Raw genomic sequence first — 21,300 nt, forward strand, 5'->3', positions numbered from 1 at the left:
GGTGACGGCAATTGTGAGGTGTGTTCACGTCGGCTCATGCTGCAAAACCGCGCGCGCCGGTAGAACGGCGTGCGGAGCCCGCAACGGCCCGTTACCTCGTGTCGGACGTGCAACGCGCCTCGTCGTACCCGTTCGTCGCGACCGGCGCGAACGCTGCTGGGAGCGCTGAAACAGTGCGGCGCGGACGGCCGGGGTGATCCGGAACGTCCGCGCCGTACCCCTGAGGAGGACTAGACCCCGGCCACCGAGGTGATCCAGGCCCGGTTGTACGCCACGCTGCCGTAGTTCTGGATGTTGACGCCGTCGGCGGTGGAGGCGACGCCGACCTGGGCGCCGTTGTAGAACTCCGGCCCGCCGGAGTCACCGCGCCAGGCGTTGCCGTTGATCCGGGTGCTGCGGATCGCCCGGCCGCCGTACGCGTCGGTCACGTTGGTGCTGGTGACCCGGACGTTGGCGGTCTTGAGCGTGGTCGAGGCGCCGCAGCCCTCGTAGCAGGTCATGCCCCAGCCGTAGATCGAGTTCGTGGAGTTGACCGGCGGGTAGGCGCTGGACAGCGTCACGTACGAGGTGTTGATCGCGGTCGAGAGCTGGAGCAGGGCCAGGTCGTAGCGGCTGGAGTACGACGACACGCCGCTGGTGACGCCGCCGGAGGTCCGGTTGACGCTCCCGACCCGAACCGACATCGTGCCGCTGACGCAGTGCCGGGCGGTGAGCACCCAGCGGGACGCGATGATGGTGCCGGAGCAGGTGAACGAGCCGTTGCTGAAGACGGCGGCGGCCCAGGGGGCGGACGAGACCGTGCCACCGCCGATGATCAGCGGGGTGACCTCGGTCGCGGCGGCGGCGGAGGGGGCGACGAAGGCACCGACGAGTGCGGTGGCGACCGTCACCAGGGTGAGGCGGATGCGCATGCAGGGGCTCCTTCCGGGGGGTGGCACCCGGGGTGTCCGGGTCGGGCTGAGCCACCGACGGCGGTTGGGTGTCCGCCGTACGGATGGGAAGATCAAACGTTTGGCGTGACGAACCAGACGTTCGACGCCACACGCTAGGAGGTTCGTCGTACATCCACAAGAGTCAAATCGAACCTGCCCGATATGATCCCGCCGCCGGGACCGTCGGGGTCGGGGAAGATCACCACCGGTACGCCCCCGGCGCCCCGGCCACGCCGCCGCGATCATGCCGGTGGGCGGCGGGTGTGCGATTTTCCACAGGGTTGTCCACAGGGCGGCCGGTGCGTCGGGCGAGCGCTCTGCCAGGTAGGCTTGCCCCGCTCGCCCCTATGGGCCGGCACCCAACTGCGTACACAGTCAGGAGTGCCCAGTGCCTCGCGTCGTCGTCGACGTCATGCTCAAGCCGGAGATTCTCGATCCTCAGGGCCAGGCCGTCGCAAACGCGCTGCCTCGCCTGGGCGTCGGCGATGTCTCCTCGGTGCGCATCGGTCGGCGCATCGAGATCGAGTTCGCCGGTGAGCCCGACCTTGATCGGGCTCGGGAGATCGCGGACAAGCTGCTGGCCAACCCCGTGATCGAGGACTTCTCGATCCGGCTGGCCGATGCCGAGGATGAACATCGGTGACGGCCCGGATCGGTGTGGTGACCTTCCCCGGGTCACTGGATGACGGCGATGCGGCCCGCGCGGCGCGCATCGCCGGGGCGGACGTGGTCCGGCTCTGGCACGACGACCCCGACCTGCACCAGGTCGACGCCGTGGTGCTGCCCGGCGGCTTCTCCTACGGCGACTACCTGCGCTGCGGCGCGATCGCCCGGTTCGCCCCGGTGATGGGATCGCTGATCGACGCCGCCCGCGAGGGGATGCCGGTGCTCGGCATCTGCAACGGCTTCCAGATCCTCTGCGAGGCGCACCTGCTGCCCGGCGCGCTGACCCGCAACAAGCACCTGCACTTCCGCAACCGGGACCAGTGGCTGCGGATCGAGACGGTCAAGACCGCCTGGACCAACACCTTCCAGCCCGAGCAGGACGTGCTCATCCCGGTCAAGAACGGTGAGGGCCGGTACGTCGCCGACCGTCACGTCCTCGACCAGCTAGAGGCCGAGGGCCGGGTGGTCGCCCGCTACCAGCGCGGCAACCCGAACGGCTCGGAGCGCGACATCGCCGCGATCACCAACGAGGCGGGCAACGTGGTCGGCATCATGCCGCACCCCGAGCACGCCGTGGAGGCGCTCACCGGCCCGTCGCTCGACGGTCTCGGCTTCTTCACCTCAGTCCTCAAGCACCTCGCGGGAGTGCCGGCATGACCACCCAGCCCGACACGGCGTCGAGCGAGGTCGGTGGGGTGACCCCGCCGGCCGACCAGCCCACGCCCGGTGCGGCCGAGTCCGCCGCGCAGACCCCGGCCGACGAGGCCCCGTCCGGCCCAGCCGGGACATTCCCGCCGGCCCAGGCCACCGGGGCGCACGCCGCCCCGAGCGCCTACCCGGACGACCTCGACACCGTCGAGCGGGCCGTCGACACCCCGGACGAGTTGCAGCCCTACCCCGAGCTGGGCCTGCGCGACGACGAGTACGACCGGATCCGGCAGATCCTCGACCGCCGGCCGACCCAGGCCGAGCTGGCCATGTACTCGATCATGTGGAGCGAGCACTGCTCGTACAAGTCGAGCAAGGTGCACCTGCGCCAGTTCGGCGAGAAGGCGCCGCCGAGCGACCGGATGCTCGCCGGCATCGGTGAGAACGCGGGCGTGATCCAGATCTCGGACAAGCTCGCCGTCACCTTCAAGGTCGAGTCGCACAACCACCCCAGCTACGTCGAGCCCTACCAGGGCGCGGCGACCGGTGTCGGCGGCATCGTCCGGGACATCCTCGCCATGGGTGCACGCCCGATCGCGGTGATGGACTCGCTGCGTTTCGGCGCCGTCGACCACCCCGACACCGCCCGCGTACTGCCCGGCGTGGTGGCCGGCGTCGGCGGGTACGGCAACTGCCTCGGCCTGCCGAACATCGGCGGCGAGATCGTCTTCGACCCCTCCTACCAGGGGAACCCGCTGGTCAACGCCCTGTCTCTCGGCGTACTGCCGGTCGACCGGTTGCAGAACAAGGCCGCCGCCGGACCGGGCAACATCGTCGTGCTGATGGGCGCCAAGACCGGCCGGGACGGCATCGGCGGGGTTTCCGTACTCGCCAGTGCCACCTTCGACGAGGGCAGCGAGCAGCGTCGCCCGGCGGTCCAGGTCGGCGACCCGTTCACCGAGAAGCTGCTGATCGAAGCCTGCCTGGAGCTGTACGACGCCCAACTCGTCGTCGGCATCCAGGACCTCGGCGGCGCCGGTCTCACCTGCGCGCTGACCGAGACCGCCGCCGCGGCCGGCACCGGTATGCGGGTCTGGCTGGAGCGGGTGCCGCTGCGCGAGCCCTCGATGACCCCGCACGAGATCCTGGCCAGCGAGTCGCAGGAGCGGATGCTCCTGGTCGTCACCCCGGAACAGCTCGAAGCGGTGCTCAAGACGGCCGAGAAGTGGGGCGTCATCGCCACCGCCATCGGCGAGGTCACCCCGGCCCAGGCCGACGGGGAGCCGGGACGGCTCCTGATCACCTGGCGGGACCACACGGTGGTCGACGTGCCGCCGGGTTCGCTGGTCGACGACGGCCCGGTCTACGCCCGGCCGATGCGCGAGCCGGCCGACCTGATCCTGCTCCAGGCCGACCGGGCCGAGACGCTGCCCCGCCCGTCGACGCCGGAGGCGCTCCGGGAGACCGTGCTGCGCATGATCGCGTCGCCGAACCTCACCGACAAGTCCTGGGTCACCGAGCAGTACGACCGCTACGTCCTCGGCAACACGGTGCTGGCCCAGCCGGAGGACTCCGGTGTGATCCGGGTGGACGAGGAGACCGGCCTCGGTGTCGCGCTCTCCGTCGACGGCAACGGCCGGTACGCCCGCCTCGACCCGTACAACGGGGCGAAGCTGGCGCTGGCCGAGTCGTACCGGAACGTCGCCGTCACCGGTGCCAAGCCGGTCGCCGTCACCGACTGCCTCAACTTCGGCTCCCCCGAGGACCCGAGCGTGATGTGGCAGTTCGCCGAGGCGGTACGCGGTCTCGCCGACGGCTGCGCCGAACTCGGCATCCCGGTCACCGGCGGCAACGTCAGCTTCTACAACCAGACCGGCGCGGCGGCGATCCACCCGACCCCGGTGGTCGGGGTGCTCGGCCTGCTCGACGACGTGGCGCAGCGGGTGCCGATGGGCTTCGCCGCCAAGGCCGGCGGCGACCACGACGTGGTGTTCCTGCTCGGCGAGACCCGGCTGGAGCTGTCCGGCTCCGAGTGGGCCTGGGTCACCCACGAGCACCTCGGCGGCGTGCCGCCCCGGGTCGACCTCGGCCGCGAGCGGGCCCTGGCCGAGCTGATCGCGGAGGCGTCCCGGCTGGGTCACCTGACCTCGGCGCACGACCTGTCCGACGGTGGCCTGGCCCAGGCGCTGGTCGAGTCCAGCCTGCGCCGTGGCGTCGGTGCCAAGATCGCGCTGCCGGACGAGTTCGGCACCGGTTCGATGCCGTTCGTCTACCTGTTCAGCGAGTCGGCCGGTCGGGCGCTGGTGACCGTGCCGCGCGGCCAGGACAAGGCCTTCATGGCGCTCTGCGACGACCTCGGGGTGCCGGTGACCGCGCTCGGCGTCACCGACCCGGCCGGTGGGGCCCTGGACGTACGCGGCCAGTTCACCATCGGTCTGGACGAGCTGCGGACGGCCTTCGAGTCGACCCTGCCCCGGTTCTTTGGTGACGCCGCCGCAGCGGTGTCGGAGGTCCCGGTGGCACCGGTCGCCGGCACCGAACCGGTCGCCGGCACCGAACCGGTCGCCGCAGCGGCGACGGTCGCAGCGGTGACGGTCGTCACGGACGAGTCCGCCGCCTCGGACGAGGCACCGGCGGCCGACGAGGCACCGATCGACGAGGCGCCGGTGGCGCAGCAGCAGGCAATCGCAGAGGAGCCCGCGACGGAGGCCCCGGCCTCCGGCACGGGTGACTGAGGCGTTGGTCGGCACCGTCTACGCCCAACCAGGATCCGGGGCCCGGTTCGACTGGGGGCTGGGCGGTGCCGCCGAACTCGGCCGGGTCTGTGCCGCCCTGGTCGTGGTCGACGTCCTCTCCTTCACCACGTCGGTGGAGGTCGCGGTCAGCCGGGGGATCCGGGTGCACCCGTTCCCGTGGGGCGCCCAGGCAGCCGAGTACGCCCGCCGGGTCGGCGCGGTCGCGGCGGTCGGACGCGGCGCGGTGACCCCGGAACAGCCGTGGTCGTTGTCGCCGGCCGCGTTGCGTACCGCACCCGTCGTACCGGATCTCGTACTGCCCTCTCCGAACGGTTCGGCGATCTGCGCCGCCGCCAGCGCCACCGGGATGCCGGTGGTCGCGGCCTGCCTCCGTAACGCGCCCGCCGTCGCGCGCTGGCTGGTCAACGAGGGGTACGGCACCGTGCAGGCGCCGATCGGGGTGATCGCCGCCGGTGAGCGTTGGCCGGACGGCACCGTACGCCCCGGTGTGGAGGATCATCTCGGCGCGTCCGCCGTCCTCGATGGACTGGCCACCGTCGCGGGTGGACTGTCGGTGGAGGCCGCGGTGGCGCTGGCGGCGTTGACGGGGGTGCCCGACCTGCCGGCGGCGATCCGGGGCTGTGTCTCCGGCCGGGAACTGATCTACCGGGGCTTCGCCGAGGACGTGGAGATCGCCGTCGAGTTCGGGGTCTCCAACGTGGTGCCGCTGCTGCGCGACGGAGTCTTCGCTGCCGCCTGAACATGCCCTCCGGCGTCTGCCGGAAACGGTGCCATGTCGATGTTGCGCGGCTGTCCGTTCAGGAGTCGCCATGAAGAAACGGGCTGGCCGGGAAAGTTCCCGACCAGCCCGTTTCGTCAGTTGTCAGTCGTCCAGCCAGTCCAGTGAACGGCGCTCGCCGCCCCGGTTCGGCTGCTGCGGTCCGCCCGCGCCGCCCCGGCCGTGCTGCCCGCCCTGCGCCGACTCGTCGTAGTAGCCGCCGCCCTGCTGCTGGTCGTAGCCGCCCCGGTCGTCGTAACCGCCGCGCTGGTCCGGGCCGCCACGCTGGTCGTAACCACCGCGCTGGTCGTAACCGCCGGCCTGGGGCTGGTCGTAACCGCCCGCCGCCGGACCGGCCCCGTAACCGGGCTGGTCACCGTATCCGGCGCCAGCGGCACCGTAGCCGCCCGCGCCCTGCTGCTGGTCGTAACCGCCGCCGGCGCTCGGGGTGCCGTACGCACCGCCACCCTGCTGCCCGTAGCCCTGCTGACCGCCCTGACCGCCGTACGGCTGCTGGTCGGCGCCGTACGCGCGGGTGCCGTCGCTGCCGCCGGCCCCGTAGGAACCGCCCTGGGCGTACGGGTCGGCCGGTGGCGCGTACTCACTGCCGCCGGCACTCGGGCCGTCGTAGCGACCGGTCGGCTCGTCGTACCGGCCACCACCCTGCGCTGCCGGGGTGGGCGGGTACGGGCCGGCGCCCGGACCGGGCGGCGGGTACGCAGCGGGCGCCGGGGGGTACCCCGCGCCGGGCTGCTCGCCACCGTAGTTGCCGCCGTAGCCGCCGGCACCGGAGCCGGGAGTGTTGCCGTAGCCGCCGGCACCGGAGCCGGGTGCGTTGCCGTAACCGCCCGCGCCGGAACCGGGTGCGTTGCCGTAGCCACCGGCACCCGGAGCGTTGCCGTAGCCGGCCGCGCCGGAGCCGGGTGCGTTGCCGTACTCGGCACCGGGGGCGGCGCCGTAGCCGCCGGCCGGGGCGCCGTAGCCACCGGCGCCGGAGCCGGGTGCGTTGCCGTAGCCGGCTCCCGAACCGGGTGCGTTGCCGTAGGCACCGGCACCCGCCGCGTTGCCGTAGCCACCGGGTGCACCGGCACCGTACTCGCCACCGCCCTGCGGGGCGCCGCCGTAGCCGTAACCGGCACCTTGTCCTGCGGCGCCGTACGTCGACCCCTGCGGCTGCTGCGACGGCAGCGGTGCACCGTACGGGTCCGGGAACTCGTCGTCCACCAGCGGCCGGTTGTGCATCATCGTCGGCGCGTCGGCGAGCGAGGCGCTCCGGTTGATCGCGGTGGCGTCGTGGCCCATGCCGGCGCGGTTCGCGACCCGGGTCGGGTCGGCGCCGCTCTGGTAGCCGGCGGCACCCGAGGACCGGGCACCGCTCGGGCCGTCCTCGTCGTCGTCCGAGTTTTCCTTGCGCCGCATCCAGAGCAGCACGATGGCGCCGACGCCGAGGGCGACCAGCAGGCCACCGACGATGATCAGCATCCAGGCGCCGAGTCCACCGCTGGAGCTGGTCTCCTCCGTCGCCTGCTGCGCCGGTGCTTCGCTACCGTCCGCTGCCGGTGCGCCCTCTTCGGACGGCAGCGCCTCGTCACTGGGCAGCGCCTCCGCGCTCGTGGACGGCGAGGCGCTGGCGCTGACGGCCAGCACGACGCGCTGGTTGGTGAGCGTCTGGTTGGCGGCGGCCGTGATCCGCTTCTTCTGGATCTTGTCGCCCAGGCTGGCACCGAGGTCGATCTGCCCCGGAGTGATCGGGGCGGTGGCGGTGCCGACGAACTTGAAGCTGCCGCTGGAACCCGTGGTGGCGTCGTAGCTGTGGCCCCCGGAGTCGACCAGCAGGACCGAGGCGTTCGGCACCGGGGTGCCGTTGGCGTCGGTGACCCGGCCGGAGATCTCCTTGACCGTCGGCGTCGCCGCCGGCTGCGTGGGCTGCGTCGGCTGCTGCGCGGCGGCCTTCACGGTGAGCGAGAAGTCCTTGGTGGCGACGTCGTCGGTCGCGGCGCGAACCGTCACGGAGGCGCCGTTGGCGGCGGGCGCGTTGTCGTTCGCCCTGAGCGTGAGCGCGATCGACTTCGGCACGTTCGGCACCACGTTCGTCCGACCGCAGCCACCGGTGCAGCTCACACCCGTGGGCAGGCCGGTGAGGCTGATGTCCACCGTGACCTCGGTGGCCTCCTTGGTGGTGACGCGCACGGTGACCGTCGTGTCGCTGCCGGCGTTCACCGTGGCCGAGTTGCTGACGTCGAGGTCTGGTTCCGCAGCGAGGGCTGGTGCCGAGGGGAGAGCGAGCAGGGCACTGGCTGCCAGCGCCACGACCACACCGGCCCGTCGCTTCCAGGCATGTCGGTGTGTTGTCACGTCCACCGCCTTCCGGTCTGGCTTCTCCGGCCGACTCAATTCCGGCCAGGGTTCACTACCGTACGAGTACACCGTCGGCAACTATGCCTTGTTCGAGTGGACTCGCGCGACCCAGGGGCAGCGTCAATTGACACGACGGCAGGTCGTATCGTCCCGTCGTGTCCTCTCCGTACAGTAAGTCCTCGGTGGTGGTGGCAGCGGTCGCGGAGCTTGACGCTGGCCGTACCCCGGAGCGGGAGCTGCTTCGGGACGCGGTCCGCGCGCTCCTCGCGGAACTGGCCCGGCGAACACCTGGCCGTTCGGTGGAGGTGCGGGTTCCACCTTACGGTGCGGTTCAGTGTGGTGCCGGGCCGCGACACACCAGGGGTACGCCGCCGAACGTGGTGGAACTGGATCCGGTGACCTGGATTCTGCTGGCAACCGGTCGGCTGGGATGGGCAGACGCGGTCGCGGCCGGACGGGTTCGCGCCAGTGGGAATCGCGCTGACATATCCGCGTATATACCGCTCGAATAACCCATTCCGCGCTAATCGGTCATCACGGTGAGGAGCGAACAGGTGACTTTCTGTATTGTCTCCGGCTCGCGTACACTGTTCGGCGACGGAACTTCCAAATTCCCGCGCGCAAGGCGAGTCCGAGCAGATCCGCACAGAGCAGATCAGCCTTCAGTTTGAGGAGCGGCACGTGCCCCGAGGCGACGGCCGGTTGAGCCACGAACTCGACCCCGAACGGCCCGGCCCGCAAGACGCCTGCGGCGTGTTCGGAGTCTGGGCACCGGGCGAAGAGGTCGCGAAGCTCACCTACTTCGGTCTCTACGCATTGCAGCACCGTGGCCAGGAGGCGGCCGGGATCGCCGTGAGCGACGGCTCGGGCGTGGTGGTCTACAAGGACCTCGGCCTGGTCGCCCAGGTCTTCGACGAGCCCACCCTGGCCAGCCTGCGCGGACACCTCGCGATCGGGCACGCCCGCTACTCGACCACCGGCGGCTCGACCTGGGAGAACGCCCAGCCGACGATCCGCGCCAACACCGCCGGCACCACCATCGCGCTGGCCCACAACGGCAACCTGGTCAACACCGCCGAACTGGCCGGGAAGTCGGCCGAGCGGGGCATGGACTCCGACGGCTCGACCTCGGACACCGCCCTGGTCACCGCGCTGCTGGCCAGCCGCCCGGACCTCTCGGTCGAGGCCGCCGCGCTCGAGGTGCTGCCGATGCTGCGCGGGGCGTTCAGCTTCGTGTTCATGGACGAGAGCACCCTCTACGCCGCCCGCGACCCGCACGGCGTACGTCCGCTCGTGCTCGGCCGGATGGAACGCGGCTGGGTGGTCGCCAGCGAGACCGCCGCCCTCGACATCGTCGGGGCCAGCGTGGTCCGCGAGGTGGAGCCCGGTGAGCTCATCGCGATCGACGAGCACGGCCTGCGCTCGGCCCGGTTCGCCGTACCGGAGCCGAAGGGCTGTCTGTTCGAGTATGTCTACATCGCCCGCCCGGACACCACGATCGCCGGCCGCAACGTCTATTCGACGCGGGTCGCGATCGGGCGGAAACTGGCCATGGAGCACCCGGTCGAGGCCGACCTGGTGATTCCCGTACCGGAATCGGGCACACCGGCCGCGATCGGCTACGCCGAGGCGTCCGGCATCACCTACGGCGCCGGGCTGATGAAGAACCCGTACGTCGGGCGGACCTTCATCCAGCCGTCCCAGACCCTGCGCCAGCTCGGTATCCGACTCAAGCTCAACCCGCTGCGGGAGAACGTCCGGGGCAAGCGGGTGGTGGTCGTCGACGACTCGATCGTCCGCGGCAACACCCAACGGGCGATCGTCCGCATGCTGCGTGAGGCCGGCGCGCTGGAGGTGCATGTCCGCATCTCCTCGCCGCCGGTCAACTGGCCGTGTTTCTACGGCATCGACTTCGCCACCCGGGCGGAGTTGCTGGCCAACGGGCTGGACAACGAGGGCATCCGCCGGTCGATCGGCGCGGACAGCCTCGGCTACGTCTCGCTGGCCGGTCTGATCGCGGCGACCGAGCAGCCGAAGACCCGGCTCTGCCGGGCCTGCTTCGACGGGGAGTACCCGATCGATCTGCCGGCCGGGAACCTGATCGGCAAACACGTACTCGAAGGTGTGGGGCGTCGGGTCGCGGACCAGGCACCGGAGCCCGCACCACAACACTACGACGGCGACTCCGACGTCGACCGCCCGCTACCACTCGTCACCAGCCCCGGCGCGCGTGACGCACTGCAACGCCCGTAACCACCCGACCGGCGCCACCCAGCGTCCGGTGAGTGCCAGAAGTCGAGCCATCCTCGACCGCTACCCGACGCGGCTTGCCGCGAGGAACAAAGGGGAGAACCGTGACGCACGTGACTGAGCGCAATGGCGCAGGTAGTGGGTCGGCCGAGGGCTCCGGCTCCGGTGGCGGCGTGCGCCAGCCGTGGACCGCCGGATCCGGTCGTGCCACCCGCAAGCGCAGCGTCTCGTACGCGGACGCCGGGGTCTCGATCGAGGCCGGCGACCGGGCGGTCGAGCTGATCAAGGGCAAGGTGCGGACCACTCATCGGCCCGAGGTGATGGGCCAGCTCGGCGGCTTTGCCGGCCTGTTCCAGCTGGACACCACCAAGTACCGCAAGCCGGTTCTCTCCGCCTCGACCGACGGTGTCGGCACCAAGCTGGTCATCGCGCAGCAGCTCGGCATCCACGACACGGTCGGCATCGACCTGGTCGCGATGGTCGTCGACGACCTGGTCGCGACCGGTGCCGAGCCGCTCTTCCTGCTCGACTACATCGCCACCGGCGAGGTCGTGCCGGACAAGGTCGCCGAGATCGTCGCCGGCATCACCGACGGCTGCCGGTACGCCGGCTGCGCGCTGCTCGGCGGCGAGACCGCCGAGCACCCGGGGGTGCTCAAGCCCGACGAGTACGACATCTCGGCGACCGGTGTCGGCGTGGTTGAGGAGAGCGAGATCCTCCGCCCGGAGCGGGTCGAGATCGGCGACGCGGTGATCGCGATGCGCTCGTCCGGCCTGCACTCCAACGGCTACTCCCTGGTCCGGCACGTGCTGCTGGGTGCCGGTCGGATGCGGCTGGACACGGTGATCGAGGACTTCGGTCGGCAGCGGACGCTCGGCGAGGAGCTGCTGACCCCGACCAAGATCTACGCGCAGGACTGCCTCAAGCTGATCGCCGAGACCGAGGTGCGGGCGCTGGCCCACATCACCGGCGGCGGCATCCCCGGCAACCTGGTCCGGGTGCTGCCGGAGACGGTCGACGCGGTGGTCAACCGGGCCACCTGGAGGCCGCAGCCGATCTTCGACCTGGTGCAGGCCAAGGGCCGGATCGAGGACCCGGAGATGGAGTCCGCCTTCAACATGGGCGTGGGCATGTTCGCGATCGTCTCCGCCGAGGACGCGGACCGCGCGCTGGCCTGCCTGACCGGTCGGGGCGTCGAGGCGTGGCAGGCCGGCGAGATCATCGAGGGCACCGGCGAGGTGCAGCTGATCGGCCAGCACACCCGAGGGTGACCACCGAACGTACATTCGTGCATACCTGATTCTTTGCCGTGATCCTTCGCATACCCGATCAGGACTTCACCCGAGTGGCCACCGCAACCTAGCCTGAGGGGCACCTCAGGTACGGGGAGGAGGGGCCGATGGCTGTTGTCCGGCGAGCGTCTACGGGGATGCGCGGCATTGCCAGCGTGCCGTCGTACGTGGTGATGCAGCCGACCACACTCTGTAACCTGGACTGCTCGTACTGCTATCTCCCGTTTCGGGCGGATGATCGGAAGATGCCGGTTCCAGTGGCGGAAGCGGTGGCGGGCCCGGTGAACGACTGGGCCCGGTCCGGTCGGTTCTCGGTGGTGTGGCACGGCGGCGAGCCCCTGGCCGCCGGGCGGGAGCACCTGGCCGCGCTGCTGGCCCCGTTCGACGAGCGGGTCGAGCACCATGTGCAGACCAACGCGACCCTGATCGACGACGCCTGGTGCGAGTTCTTCGTCGAGCACGGAATGCGGGTCAGCGTCAGCGTGGACGGGCCCAGGGAGCGCAACGGCGACCGGGTGGGCCGGGGCGGGCGGCCGGCGTACGACCGGATCGAGCGGGGAATCGAGGCGCTGCAGCGCAACGGTGTCGGGTTCTCCGCCCTCTGCGTGGTGACCCGGCCCGAGCCCGGCCTCGCCGCCGAGCTGTACGCGTACTTCCTCGACCTCGGGTGTGACGTGCTCGGCATCAACATCGAGGAGATGGAGGGCGTCAACACCCGGCTCAACAGCCATCCCGCGGCGGCGGTCACCGCCTTCTGGGCCGAGCTGGTCGCCGCCTGGCGTCGTACCCCGACCATCCACCTGCGTGAGGTCGAGTGGTCCCTGCGGTACGCCGCGGCGGTCCTCGACGGTGCGGCGGACGACCTGCTGCCGCGGCGGCTCGACCCGATCCCGACCGTCGGGTACGACGGCTCGGTGGTCCTGCTCTCACCCGAGCTGGCCGGTTTCTCCGATCCCCGCTACGGCGACTTCACCAGCGGAAACGTGCTGGCCACGGGGCTTGCGGAGATCCTTGCCGGGGCCGACGGGCTGCCCTGGGTGCGGGAGTTCCTCGTCGGCGTGGAGGCCTGCCGGTCCACCTGCCCCTACTTCGGCTTCTGCGGCGGCGGTCACGCCGCCAACCGTTACTTCGAGCAAGGACGTTTCGACGGTACGGAGACCAACCACTGCCGTAACAGCAAGATCCGCCTACTCGAGGGAGTGTTGGACCATGCTCGAGATCACCAGCCTGCGGGACACTGAGTCGACCGGGGCCGCCGTCCCCGACCCGGTCGCCGAGCGGGTGCTCGCGGCCCGGAGCGGGCTCACCGCCCTGCTACACGAGGCCGAGGAGGCCCGGCGAGTGCGGGCGGAGGCGACGACGGCGGGCGACAGTGGTGGCGCGGTCTGCGCGTGGAACCACTTCGAGAACATCCCGACCTTCTACAACTGGAACAACCGGCCGCGCTGAAGCGGCCGGCGGTCCGGATCGGCCGGCTCTGGCACGGCCGACCGGTCGAGGACCTGCCGCGCGGGTCGGACAGCGATCCGCACGGCAGACCCTCGACCGGATGGAACCGTGTTGATCAACGGTGTGCCACACCATCCGGACACGCGAGAGCACGCGGGCGTTACCGCGTGCTCAATGTGCCCGACGGAGGTCAGCGGGCTGGAGGCGACCAGTTGTCTGGGTCGTCGTCCGCGTCATGGTCCTCGTCATCGTCGTCGACATACTCTTTGTAGTCGTCGTCGAAGTCGTGGTCCGACTTGCCGCTGCCGCCGAGTTCTCGCTGCAAGGCGGCGAGGTCGGTGTTCGGGGAGTGGTACTTCAACTCCCGGGCCACCTTTGTCTGCTTGGCCTTAGCACGGCCGCGCCCCATGGCTCGACCCCCTCGCACAGAATTCGGGGCAGCCCGAAGGCGGGCCCCGATGACGTCAGGCATCTCTCGTGGCTCTTACGGTACATGGGTATGCCCACGTTCGGCACCTCGGGTTACCGCCGGTGGTGCCCGCGCGTCGAGTTGACCCGACCGGGGCGTTTTTCGGCCGGGTAACGACCGCGGTGGAAAACCGGTCATGACGGCCCGATCACCCTCCGCTGCGGGCGGGACGTCGAGACCGACCTTAGACCCCGATGCGGGACGAAACGAGGTCGTCCCCGCGCGTCGGCACCGATCCGCGCGCGGCCGGCGGCGGGGGTCGGCAGGGCAACCGGCACCGGTCGGCGACGTGAACGGACGGTCGAGCGGGCCGGGTCAGCCCCGCTAGCGGCTCTGAGTGGTCGCTCACGGCCCGATCGGGCCGTGAGCGACGTGGGGGGTGAGTCCGGTGGGACACGCCGGGGAGCGGGCCCCGGCACGCCCCGGTGCCGATGTCAGGCGAGGTGGATCGAGCGGAGCCGGCCGACGTCGGCCATCCGGCGCTCGGCCAGGCGGTCGGCGGCCACCGCCGGCGGTACGCCCTCGGCGTCGGCCAGGCGCAGGATCTCCCGGGTGGTGTCGTAGATCCGGGTGGCCCGCAGCCTGGCGCGCTCGAAGTTGAAGCCCTCGATCTCGTCCGCGACCTGGATCACGCCCCCGGCGTTCACCACATAGTCCGGGGCGTAGAGCACGCCCCGGTCGGCGAGCTGCTTCTCGATGCCCGGGTGGGCGAGCTGGTTGTTCGCCGCACCGGCCACGATCTTGGCCCGGAGGGCGGGCACGGTCTCGTCGTCCAGGGCGCCGCCGAGGGCGCACGGGGCGTACACGTCGATGTCGGAGGTGATCAGCGCGGTCGCGTCCGCGACCAGGTCGACCTCCGGGTACGTGTGCCGGGCCCATTCCAGGGCCTTCTCGCTCACGTCGGTGGCGACCACCGAGGCGCCGTCCTCGATCAGGTGCCCGACCAGGTGCTTGCCGACCTTGCCCAGGCCGGATACGCCGACCCGGCGACCGGTGAGGGTGGCCGACCCCCACTGGTGCTCGGCGGCGGCGCGCATGCCCTGGAACACGCCCCAGGCGGTGAGCACGGACGAGTCGCCGGCTCCGCCGTGCTCGACGCTGCGGCCGGTGACGAAGCGCGTCTCGCGCGCCACCACGTCCATGTCCTGCACGTAGGTGCCGACGTCGCAGGCGGTGTAGTAGCGCCCGCCCAGCGACTGGACGAAGCGGCCGTACGCGCGCAGCAGCGGCTCGGTCTTGAGCTGCTCCGGGTCACCCCAGATGACCGCCTTGCCGCCGCCGAGGTCGAGTCCGGCGAGCGCGTTCTTGTACGCCATGCCCCGGGAGAGGTCGAGCACGTCGTGCAGTGCGTCCGCCTCGCTGGCGTAGGGGTAGAACCGGGTCCCGCCGAGCGCGGGGCCGAGCGCGGTCGAGTAGATGCCGATGATCGCCTTCAGCCCGGTCGGCTTGTCCTGACAGAAGACGACCTGCTCATGCCCGGCCGAGACCTGTTGGTCGGTGCTGGCGAAAACGCCCATGACTGCTCCTGATGTCGGTGTGCGTCCTTGTGGGACGCGGACCTCTCCGGTGGCCGGCGGGGTGACGCCGGTGCTGTCGAGCCTAATATCGGCCGTCGCAACCTGCCGGTCCCGACCGGGGACGGTCCGTCCCACCTGGCGGGGGCGACGGCCCGTGATCGGTGCCGTCGGCGGCAGGGAACCCGGGTTTCATGGGAGGATCGCGCCGTGCCGTCGCTCTTCGCTTCCTACCTGCGCGTGTATGAGCCGTTGACCGCGTTCGACCGGGACCGGCAGATTTTCTGGCGCCGGTACGTCAAGGAGGGCCGGGCGGTCGCCCCGCTGGAGGGCCCCGGCCGGCAGCGTACGGCGGTGATCGAGGCGCTCGGCGCGGGCTGGACCCGGCTACCCGACCTGCCCGACGAGGCGTACGTGCTGGAGGCCGACGACACCCTGCTGGTCTGCCCGTGGAACCTGCGGGTCCGGGTGGCCGAGGCGGCGTTGAGCGCCCGGGACGGGGTGCCGCCGGTGCTCGCCGACGCGTTCGTGCCGCCGATCCTGGCCGGTCAGGCCAAGGCGGTGGTGGAGGACTTCCGCAGCGGGGCGCGGGTGCTGGAGCACGGGGTGCCCCGGCTGCACGAGCAGATCGCCACCTGGGGTGTGCCGCTGCGCTGGTTCGTCTTCGTCGACGCCGCCGAGCGGGAGCTGACGGTCCGCCCGGAGCGGCGGGTGCTGCGCTACCGGACGGAGATCTCGAAGGCCCGGCGTCGGGCGTCCCGGGGGCTGGCGGTGCTGCGCAAGTCGGTCGGGGACGCGCCGATCACCGAGGCGGTCGAGGAGGGCGCCCGCTGGCTGGAGGAGTTCCATCCCCGGTCGGTGGTGGAGCTGGACTACGGCGGCCTGGTGCAGTTGCTGCCGGATCAGGCGCTGGCCGACGACGATTCGCCGGCGCTGGTCGCCGAGGGACTCGCCGGGCTGTCCCGGGGCGACGCGGAAGGGGCCACCGAGGTGTACGAGCGGTTGGTCGCCCGCTGGCGCGCGGTGCAGTTGTTGGAGCGCTGCAACTAGGGCTCGGCCGGGTCCGGCGTTAGGGGCTTCGGGCCGAGCCCCCTAACGCTGCTGTGTTGATCTTGCTGAATGCCGCTTCCCGACACTCGTTCATGTTTCCCGAGGTCAGGGGCTTGGAGAGCGTTTCCAACGTGAGGTCTGCTCGTAATCTTGGCGTTACGATGGGCCACAACCTGCCCGAATAAGACAGTTTTCAGTATAGAAAAGTTGTATAAATCGGTCATTGTTCATCCGTCCATCCAGGGACGTTCGGCCGTTCGGCCCATGTCGGACATCGGGGACTAGCCGGACCATGGGAGACGCGTCGGCCGGCGGGACCCCGGCCGATGTCTATAGGCACCTGTGGAGGAGTGACCGATGGCATCGCGTACGCACGAACCAGAGCCGCTACTCACGCCGGCCGAGGTGGCGTCGATGTTCCGTGTCGACCCGAAAACCGTGACCCGGTGGGCGAAGGCGGGCAAACTCAGCGCAATTCGAACGTTGGGTGGCCACCGGCGTTACCGCGAGTCGGAGGTTCGCGCCCTGCTGCAGGGGCAGATTCCCCAGCAGCGTCAAGGCGACTGACCCCTTACCGGGCCAGCCGCGTTTCGTTTCGTCCCAGGGGCGGCGGAGATACGGGAAACCGTACTCCACCGCCCCTGAGTCGTGCCGGCGGCGCCCACCCGCGCCGCGGGCACTCAACCGGCCGCCACCGCCAGATCGGTCTCCTCGACCAACTGGCCGTCCCGCAGCTGCAGCACCCGGTCCGCCAACTCGATCAACGTCGGGTCGTGGGTGGCCACCAGCGCCGTCATCCCACGCGACCGGACCAGGGCCTGGAGCAGGTCCATCATCGACCGCCCGGTCTCCGAGTCGAGCTGACCGGTCGGCTCGTCCGCGATCAGCAACGGCGGATCGTTGGCCAGCGCCCGCGCGATCGCCACCCGCTGCTGCTGCCCGCCGGAGAGCTCGTACGGCCGCTGACCCGCGTGCCCACCCAACCCGACCAGCTCCAGCAGGATCGCCACCCGCTGCTCCCGCTCCGCCGCCGGCACCTTCGCCAACCGCATCGGCACCCCGACGTTTTCCGCCGCCGACAGGATCGGAATCAGGCCGAACGACTGGAACACGAAACCCATCGTGTCCCGGCGCAGATCCAGCAGGTCCCGCTCGCCGGCCGCGGTCACCTCGCGACCGGCCACGAAGATCCGGCCGGCGGTCGGCCGGTCCAGCCCACCGATCAGGTTCAACAGGGTGGTCTTACCCGCCCCGGACCGGCCCCGGACCGCCACCAGTTCCCCGTGACCGACCCGGAACGACACCTCTCGCAGCGCGTGCACCACCCGGTCACCCGAGCCGTAGTCCCGGCTGACGCCCTCGACCCGTACCAGGTCCTCGCTGCTCACGGCTGCTCCTTCTGGGGTTCGTCGCCGGGGCGGATCTCCACGTGATCCGGTTGCAGGTTGAGCTTCACCCGGTCCCGCAGGACCAGCGCGTCCACGAAGGCCGCCGGTAGCTGCATCCGGCCGGCCCGGTCCAGCACCGCGTACTCCTCGGTGACCACCTCCTCGGAGCCGTCCGCGCCGATCCTGGCCGACCGCCGTACCTCGGAGGCGGTCCGCCCGTCGCGGATCGCGACCGTCCGGCGGACCTGCGTCGCCACGGCGTGATCGTGGGTCACCACCACCACCGTGACGCCCAACTCGGCGTTGATCGTGCGCAACGCCGCGAAGACCTCGGCCGCCGTCGCCTCGTCCAGCTCACCGGTCGGCTCGTCGGCGAAGAGCACCTCCGGGTCGTTCGCCACCGCGACCGCCACCGCGCAGCGCTGCTGCTCCCCGCCGCTCATCTGGTCCGGCCGCCGGTCCGCGCAGTAGCCGACCCCGACCAGCTCCAACAGCTCCAGCGCCCGCTTGCGGGCCGCCCGCCGGGAGGTACGCCGGGACAGCCGCATCGGCAGTTCCACGTTCTCCCGCGCGGTCAGGTACGGCAGCAGGTTTCGCCCGGTCTGCTGCCAGACGAAGCCGACCGTGCTCCGGCGGTAGCGCAGCCGCTGCTTCGCCGACATCGTCAACAGGTCGAACCCGGCCACCCGGGCGATGCCGGCGGTCGGCACGTCCAGCCCGGAGAGGATGTTGAGTACGGTCGACTTGCCCGAACCGGAGGCGCCGACGATGGCGATCAGGTCACCCCGGTCGATCACCAGGTCCAGCCCCTGCAGGGCCACCACCTCGACACCCTCGGTCTTGAAGATACGGACCAGGCCGTCACAGACGATGTGGCCCCGCAGGCGGTCGTTGCCGCCGGCCCGCTCCGCCGCCCGTTCGGCGGCACGGCGTTGCAACGCCGCGAGATCGGGTACGGCGGTGGTCAGGGCAGCGGTCATCAGTTTTCCTCTCCCAGCCGGAGGACCTCGCCGAGGCGCATCCGTCGGTTGACCAGGTTCTCGATCACGAGCGCGGCGGCCAGACCGACCACCACCAGCAGCAACACCCCGCCGACCAGCAGCGGGTCGAGATAGGTCCGGGCGGCCACCCCGGAGGTGAAGGTGGACAGGTTCAGCGCCGGCCCGATCAGGCCGGGAAGCGCCACCCCGACCACCCCGCCGGCCAGCACCGCGGCGCCGATCAGCGGCAGCAACTCGTACACCAGCAGTTGCCGCCCCTGCCGTCCGGACAGGCCCATGGTGCGCAGCCGGGACAGCACCCGTCCCCGGGTCCGTGACTCGGCCAGCACCGCGAAGCCGACCGCGAGCAGTGCCAGCCCGGTCCCGCCCAGCGCGCCGATCAGGAACGCCAGGCTGAGCAGCTCGTTGCCGCCGGTCCGGTCCAACGACGTCCGGTACTCCGACCGGGTGACCACCTGCGCCGGGGCGGCGAGCTCGGCGGCGGGCCGACCGAGCACCGCCGAACGCCACTCCCGCTGCCCGTCGTCGGCGGTCCGCAACAGCGCGGCCCGGTCGAAACCATCCCCGGCGAGCAGGTAGCGGTTCGGCGCGATCGGCTTGAAGTCCGGCACCGGCAACGCCTGCCAGGGCAGCACGACGAACCGTTCGACCCCGACCTCCACCCCGGGGAAACCGTCCGCGACCACGGTCGGGGTGAAGGCGTACAACCGGCCCTGGACGTCCGCCATCGCGCTGTCGCCGACCGACGCGGCGATGGCCGGCGAGACGACCGCCGGCACCGGCCCCTCACCCCGGGTCGCCCGGCGCAACGCCTCCGGCACCCCGTCCACCGGTACGCCGCTGCGCCGCATCACCTCGACGAACGCCGGTACGTCCAGCACGACCACCTGGGCCTGCCCCAACTCCGCGTCCCCGGCCCCGGGGCCGGAGCGCAGTTGCCGGGCGTACTCCAGCGAGACCGCGGTGACCGCGTCCACGCCCGGCAGCGCCCGGATCCGGTCGATGGTCGCCGCCGAGAAGGTGCCCCCGACCAGGTCGGCGTCGGCCGGCACCGTCCGCTCGGTCGCCAGGTCCCGGGCGTGCGAGACGGTCCCCGCCACCACCCCGCTGAACACACCGGTGGTGATCGCGATGACCAGCACCGCGAGCGGGCCGATGGTCACCGGAGCGCCCCGCCCGGCCCGCGCCAGCCCGAGGAACAGCACCGAGCCGCGGGTACGGGCCGCGACCCGGCCCAGCACCCGCAGCGGCCACGGCAGCACCCGCAGCGCGATCAGCGCGGCGCCGGTCGCCAACAGCACCGGCACCGAGACCAGGTACGGATCCACCCCGCCGTCCGGGGCGAGCCCGCGCCGCCGGAGCAGGAACACCCCGAGCGCCGCCACCCCGAGCACGCTGAGCTCGGCGGTGAGCCGCCGGGCCGACGGCCGCTGCCGGACCAGGTCCTGCCGGCGTACGACGAACGTGACCCGGCGCTGGCTGGACATCGCCAGCAGCGGAACCGCCATCGTGGTGACCACCGCGAGCACCGGGACCAGCCACTCCGTGGCCGCCGGGCGACCGGGGACCTGGGTGCCGAGCAGCCAGCCGGCGAGCACCGCCAACGGCTGGACCAGCACCGACTCGGCGAGCGTGCGGGTACCGATGGACACCGCCGAGGCGCCCCGGGCACGCAGCAGCGCCAACTCCTCGCGGCGGCGCTCCAACGACAGCCGGGCGGCGAGCAGGATCAGCCCGAGCAGGCTGGCCAGCACCCCGGCCTGGACCACCCCGAGCAGCGCCCGTACGGAGGCCAGACGCTGCTCGAACTGGATCAGGGACACGTCCAGCGAGGTGACCACCGGGGCACCGGCCAGCGGCGGAACCCGCTTCATCCGGACCAGCGCGGCGGTCAGCGACTCGATCTCCGCGGCGTTCAGCCGCCGTTCGTCGATCCGGTAGTGCCACCTGTAGGTGATCGGGCCCAGGGACGCACCGGCCGCGGCCATCCCGGCCCAGTCGGTCACCGCCAGTGTGTGGAACTTGTCGCCGTCGTTCAACGGCACCAGCGGCTCCAGGGCGAGCCGCATGTCGTTCCAGACCGGCGCGGACGGGTCCAGCGCGGCGAAGATCCCGACCACCTCGACGGGCACCGGAGTCGTACCCGGACCACCGGTGATGTCGAAGTGGCTGCCGAGCCGCAGCGACAGCACCTCCACGGTCGGCTCGGACACCACGATCGCGATCCGTCCGCCGGGTGTCTTGCCGGAGGCGTCCGGCCAGGTGCCGGCAACCATCCGGATCGCCTCCCGGATCCCGGTCTGGGCGCGGATCGCGACGGCCGGTCCGGCGTCGCCGTTGAACGGCACCACATCGCCGGAGGCGGACAACCCCTCCGGGCCGATCGAGGCCGAATACCATTCGCCGCCGATCAGCCGGGGCAACGGCTGGGGCATCGCGTCCCGGTACACCGGAAGCTTTGCCGCCCCGGCGCCCAGATCGTTGGGCGGGCCCGGCGGGACCGAACTCGGCAGGATGACGTCCCGGACCAGGTACGGCAGGCCCGCCACATCCGCGCCGAGCCCCCGGTCGGCGTACTCGTTGGCCAGTCGGGGGGCGCCGGTGAGCAGCGCCGCCGCCGTCAGGCCGAGTACGGCCAGCAGCCCGATCTGCCCGGCGAAGGCGCGTATCCGGCGGACCGGCCCGGAACCGTTGGCTCCCATCGACCTCTTCCCGTTCCCGTTCCCGCTTCCGTTCCCTTTGTCCCCCGGTTGTGACCGCTGCGGATTGT

Annotated in this window: 18 protein-coding genes; 11 read left to right on the forward strand and 7 right to left on the reverse strand. The window is 71.5% G+C overall.

Going from position 1 to position 21,300, the window contains the following annotated elements:
- Positions 1-230: 230 nt before the first annotated feature.
- A complete protein-coding gene (locus tag ACZ6QQ_RS01920) occupies positions 231-911 on the reverse strand; it encodes a S1 family peptidase (RefSeq protein WP_465873513.1) in 681 nt (226 codons plus the stop codon).
- A 409-nt stretch (positions 912-1,320) separates the two neighbouring features.
- On the opposite strand from ACZ6QQ_RS01920, the gene purS reads away from it, so the two are divergent.
- The 4 genes from purS to ACZ6QQ_RS01940 are packed head-to-tail and all read left to right on the forward strand — an operon-like array spanning position 1,321 to position 5,741.
- Complete coding sequence (gene purS / locus ACZ6QQ_RS01925; RefSeq protein WP_329105341.1) at positions 1,321-1,575, forward strand: phosphoribosylformylglycinamidine synthase subunit PurS; 255 nt, start codon at positions 1,321-1,323, stop codon at positions 1,573-1,575.
- A complete protein-coding gene (purQ, locus tag ACZ6QQ_RS01930) occupies positions 1,572-2,255 on the forward strand; it encodes a phosphoribosylformylglycinamidine synthase subunit PurQ (protein WP_465873515.1) in 684 nt (227 codons plus the stop codon). Before purS ends, purQ begins: the two co-directional genes overlap by 4 nt.
- A complete protein-coding gene (gene purL, locus ACZ6QQ_RS01935) occupies positions 2,252-4,981 on the forward strand; it encodes a phosphoribosylformylglycinamidine synthase subunit PurL (RefSeq protein ID WP_465873517.1) in 2,730 nt (909 codons plus the stop codon). Before purQ ends, purL begins: the two co-directional genes overlap by 4 nt.
- Complete coding sequence (locus ACZ6QQ_RS01940; protein ID WP_465873519.1) at positions 4,974-5,741, forward strand: 2-phosphosulfolactate phosphatase; 768 nt, start codon at positions 4,974-4,976, stop codon at positions 5,739-5,741. Before purL ends, ACZ6QQ_RS01940 begins: the two co-directional genes overlap by 8 nt.
- A gap of 123 nt (positions 5,742-5,864) precedes the next feature.
- Here the strand turns inward: ACZ6QQ_RS01940 and ACZ6QQ_RS01945 are convergent, their stop codons facing one another.
- Positions 5,865-8,114 carry a carboxypeptidase-like regulatory domain-containing protein gene (locus ACZ6QQ_RS01945; protein ID WP_465873521.1) on the reverse strand — a complete coding sequence of 750 codons (2,250 nt, stop codon included), beginning with the start codon at positions 8,112-8,114 and terminating at the stop codon, positions 5,865-5,867.
- Positions 8,115-8,302: 188 nt separating this feature from the next.
- Between ACZ6QQ_RS01945 and ACZ6QQ_RS01950 the strand changes: the two genes are divergently transcribed.
- From ACZ6QQ_RS01950 to amcA, 5 genes are all read left to right on the forward strand, one after another.
- Complete coding sequence (locus tag ACZ6QQ_RS01950) at positions 8,303-8,629, forward strand: sterol carrier family protein (protein WP_465873780.1); 327 nt, start codon at positions 8,303-8,305, stop codon at positions 8,627-8,629.
- Between the two features lie 169 nt (positions 8,630-8,798).
- The gene (gene purF / locus ACZ6QQ_RS01955; protein ID WP_465873522.1) at positions 8,799-10,370 is read left to right on the forward strand and encodes an amidophosphoribosyltransferase; all 1,572 of its coding nucleotides are present in this window, start codon (positions 8,799-8,801) and stop codon (positions 10,368-10,370) included.
- Positions 10,371-10,471: 101 nt separating this feature from the next.
- Positions 10,472-11,638, forward strand: coding sequence for a phosphoribosylformylglycinamidine cyclo-ligase (gene purM, locus ACZ6QQ_RS01960; protein WP_465873524.1), 1,167 nt, complete (start codon positions 10,472-10,474; stop codon positions 11,636-11,638).
- A 158-nt stretch (positions 11,639-11,796) separates the two neighbouring features.
- Complete coding sequence (gene amcB, locus ACZ6QQ_RS01965) at positions 11,797-12,900, forward strand: cyclophane-forming radical SAM peptide maturase AmcB (RefSeq protein ID WP_465873525.1); 1,104 nt, start codon at positions 11,797-11,799, stop codon at positions 12,898-12,900.
- On the forward strand, positions 12,869-13,108 hold the full coding sequence (gene amcA, locus ACZ6QQ_RS01970) for a multiple cyclophane-containing RiPP AmcA (RefSeq protein WP_465873526.1): 240 nt from the start codon (positions 12,869-12,871) through the stop codon (positions 13,106-13,108). The genes amcB and amcA overlap by 32 nt, the downstream gene beginning before the upstream one ends.
- Positions 13,109-13,298: 190 nt before the next feature.
- Here the strand turns inward: amcA and ACZ6QQ_RS01975 are convergent, their stop codons facing one another.
- Complete coding sequence (locus ACZ6QQ_RS01975) at positions 13,299-13,517, reverse strand: DUF3073 domain-containing protein (RefSeq protein WP_329105325.1); 219 nt, start codon at positions 13,515-13,517, stop codon at positions 13,299-13,301.
- Between the two features lie 494 nt (positions 13,518-14,011).
- Positions 14,012-15,094 (reverse strand): Glu/Leu/Phe/Val family dehydrogenase, encoded by a 1,083-nt coding sequence (locus tag ACZ6QQ_RS01980; protein WP_465873528.1) that lies wholly within the window; start codon positions 15,092-15,094, stop codon positions 14,012-14,014.
- Between the two features lie 207 nt (positions 15,095-15,301).
- On the opposite strand from ACZ6QQ_RS01980, the gene ACZ6QQ_RS01985 reads away from it, so the two are divergent.
- Both ACZ6QQ_RS01985 and ACZ6QQ_RS01990 read left to right on the forward strand, forming a co-directional pair.
- The gene (locus tag ACZ6QQ_RS01985) at positions 15,302-16,141 is read left to right on the forward strand and encodes a DUF8083 family protein (RefSeq protein ID WP_465873529.1); all 840 of its coding nucleotides are present in this window, start codon (positions 15,302-15,304) and stop codon (positions 16,139-16,141) included.
- 357 nt (positions 16,142-16,498) lie between these two features.
- Entirely contained in the window at positions 16,499-16,708 is a 210-nt protein-coding gene (locus tag ACZ6QQ_RS01990; RefSeq protein ID WP_007073996.1) for a BldC family transcriptional regulator, read from the forward strand.
- Between the two features lie 113 nt (positions 16,709-16,821).
- Here ACZ6QQ_RS01990 and ACZ6QQ_RS01995 read toward each other — a convergent pair whose 3' ends face one another.
- Genes ACZ6QQ_RS01995 through ACZ6QQ_RS02005 form a run of 3 tightly spaced genes read right to left on the reverse strand, consistent with a single transcriptional unit; the run spans position 16,822 to position 21,232 of the window.
- Positions 16,822-17,529 carry an ABC transporter ATP-binding protein gene (locus tag ACZ6QQ_RS01995; RefSeq protein WP_465873530.1) on the reverse strand — a complete coding sequence of 236 codons (708 nt, stop codon included), beginning with the start codon at positions 17,527-17,529 and terminating at the stop codon, positions 16,822-16,824.
- Entirely contained in the window at positions 17,526-18,509 is a 984-nt protein-coding gene (locus ACZ6QQ_RS02000; RefSeq protein WP_465873532.1) for an ABC transporter ATP-binding protein, read from the reverse strand. The genes ACZ6QQ_RS01995 and ACZ6QQ_RS02000 overlap by 4 nt, the downstream gene beginning before the upstream one ends.
- On the reverse strand, positions 18,509-21,232 hold the full coding sequence (locus ACZ6QQ_RS02005) for an FtsX-like permease family protein (RefSeq protein ID WP_465873533.1): 2,724 nt from the start codon (positions 21,230-21,232) through the stop codon (positions 18,509-18,511). Before ACZ6QQ_RS02005 ends, ACZ6QQ_RS02000 begins: the two co-directional genes overlap by 1 nt.
- Between the last annotated feature and the right edge of the window lie 68 nt (positions 21,233-21,300).

The organism is Micromonospora sp. NPDC049529, assembly GCF_055586685.1.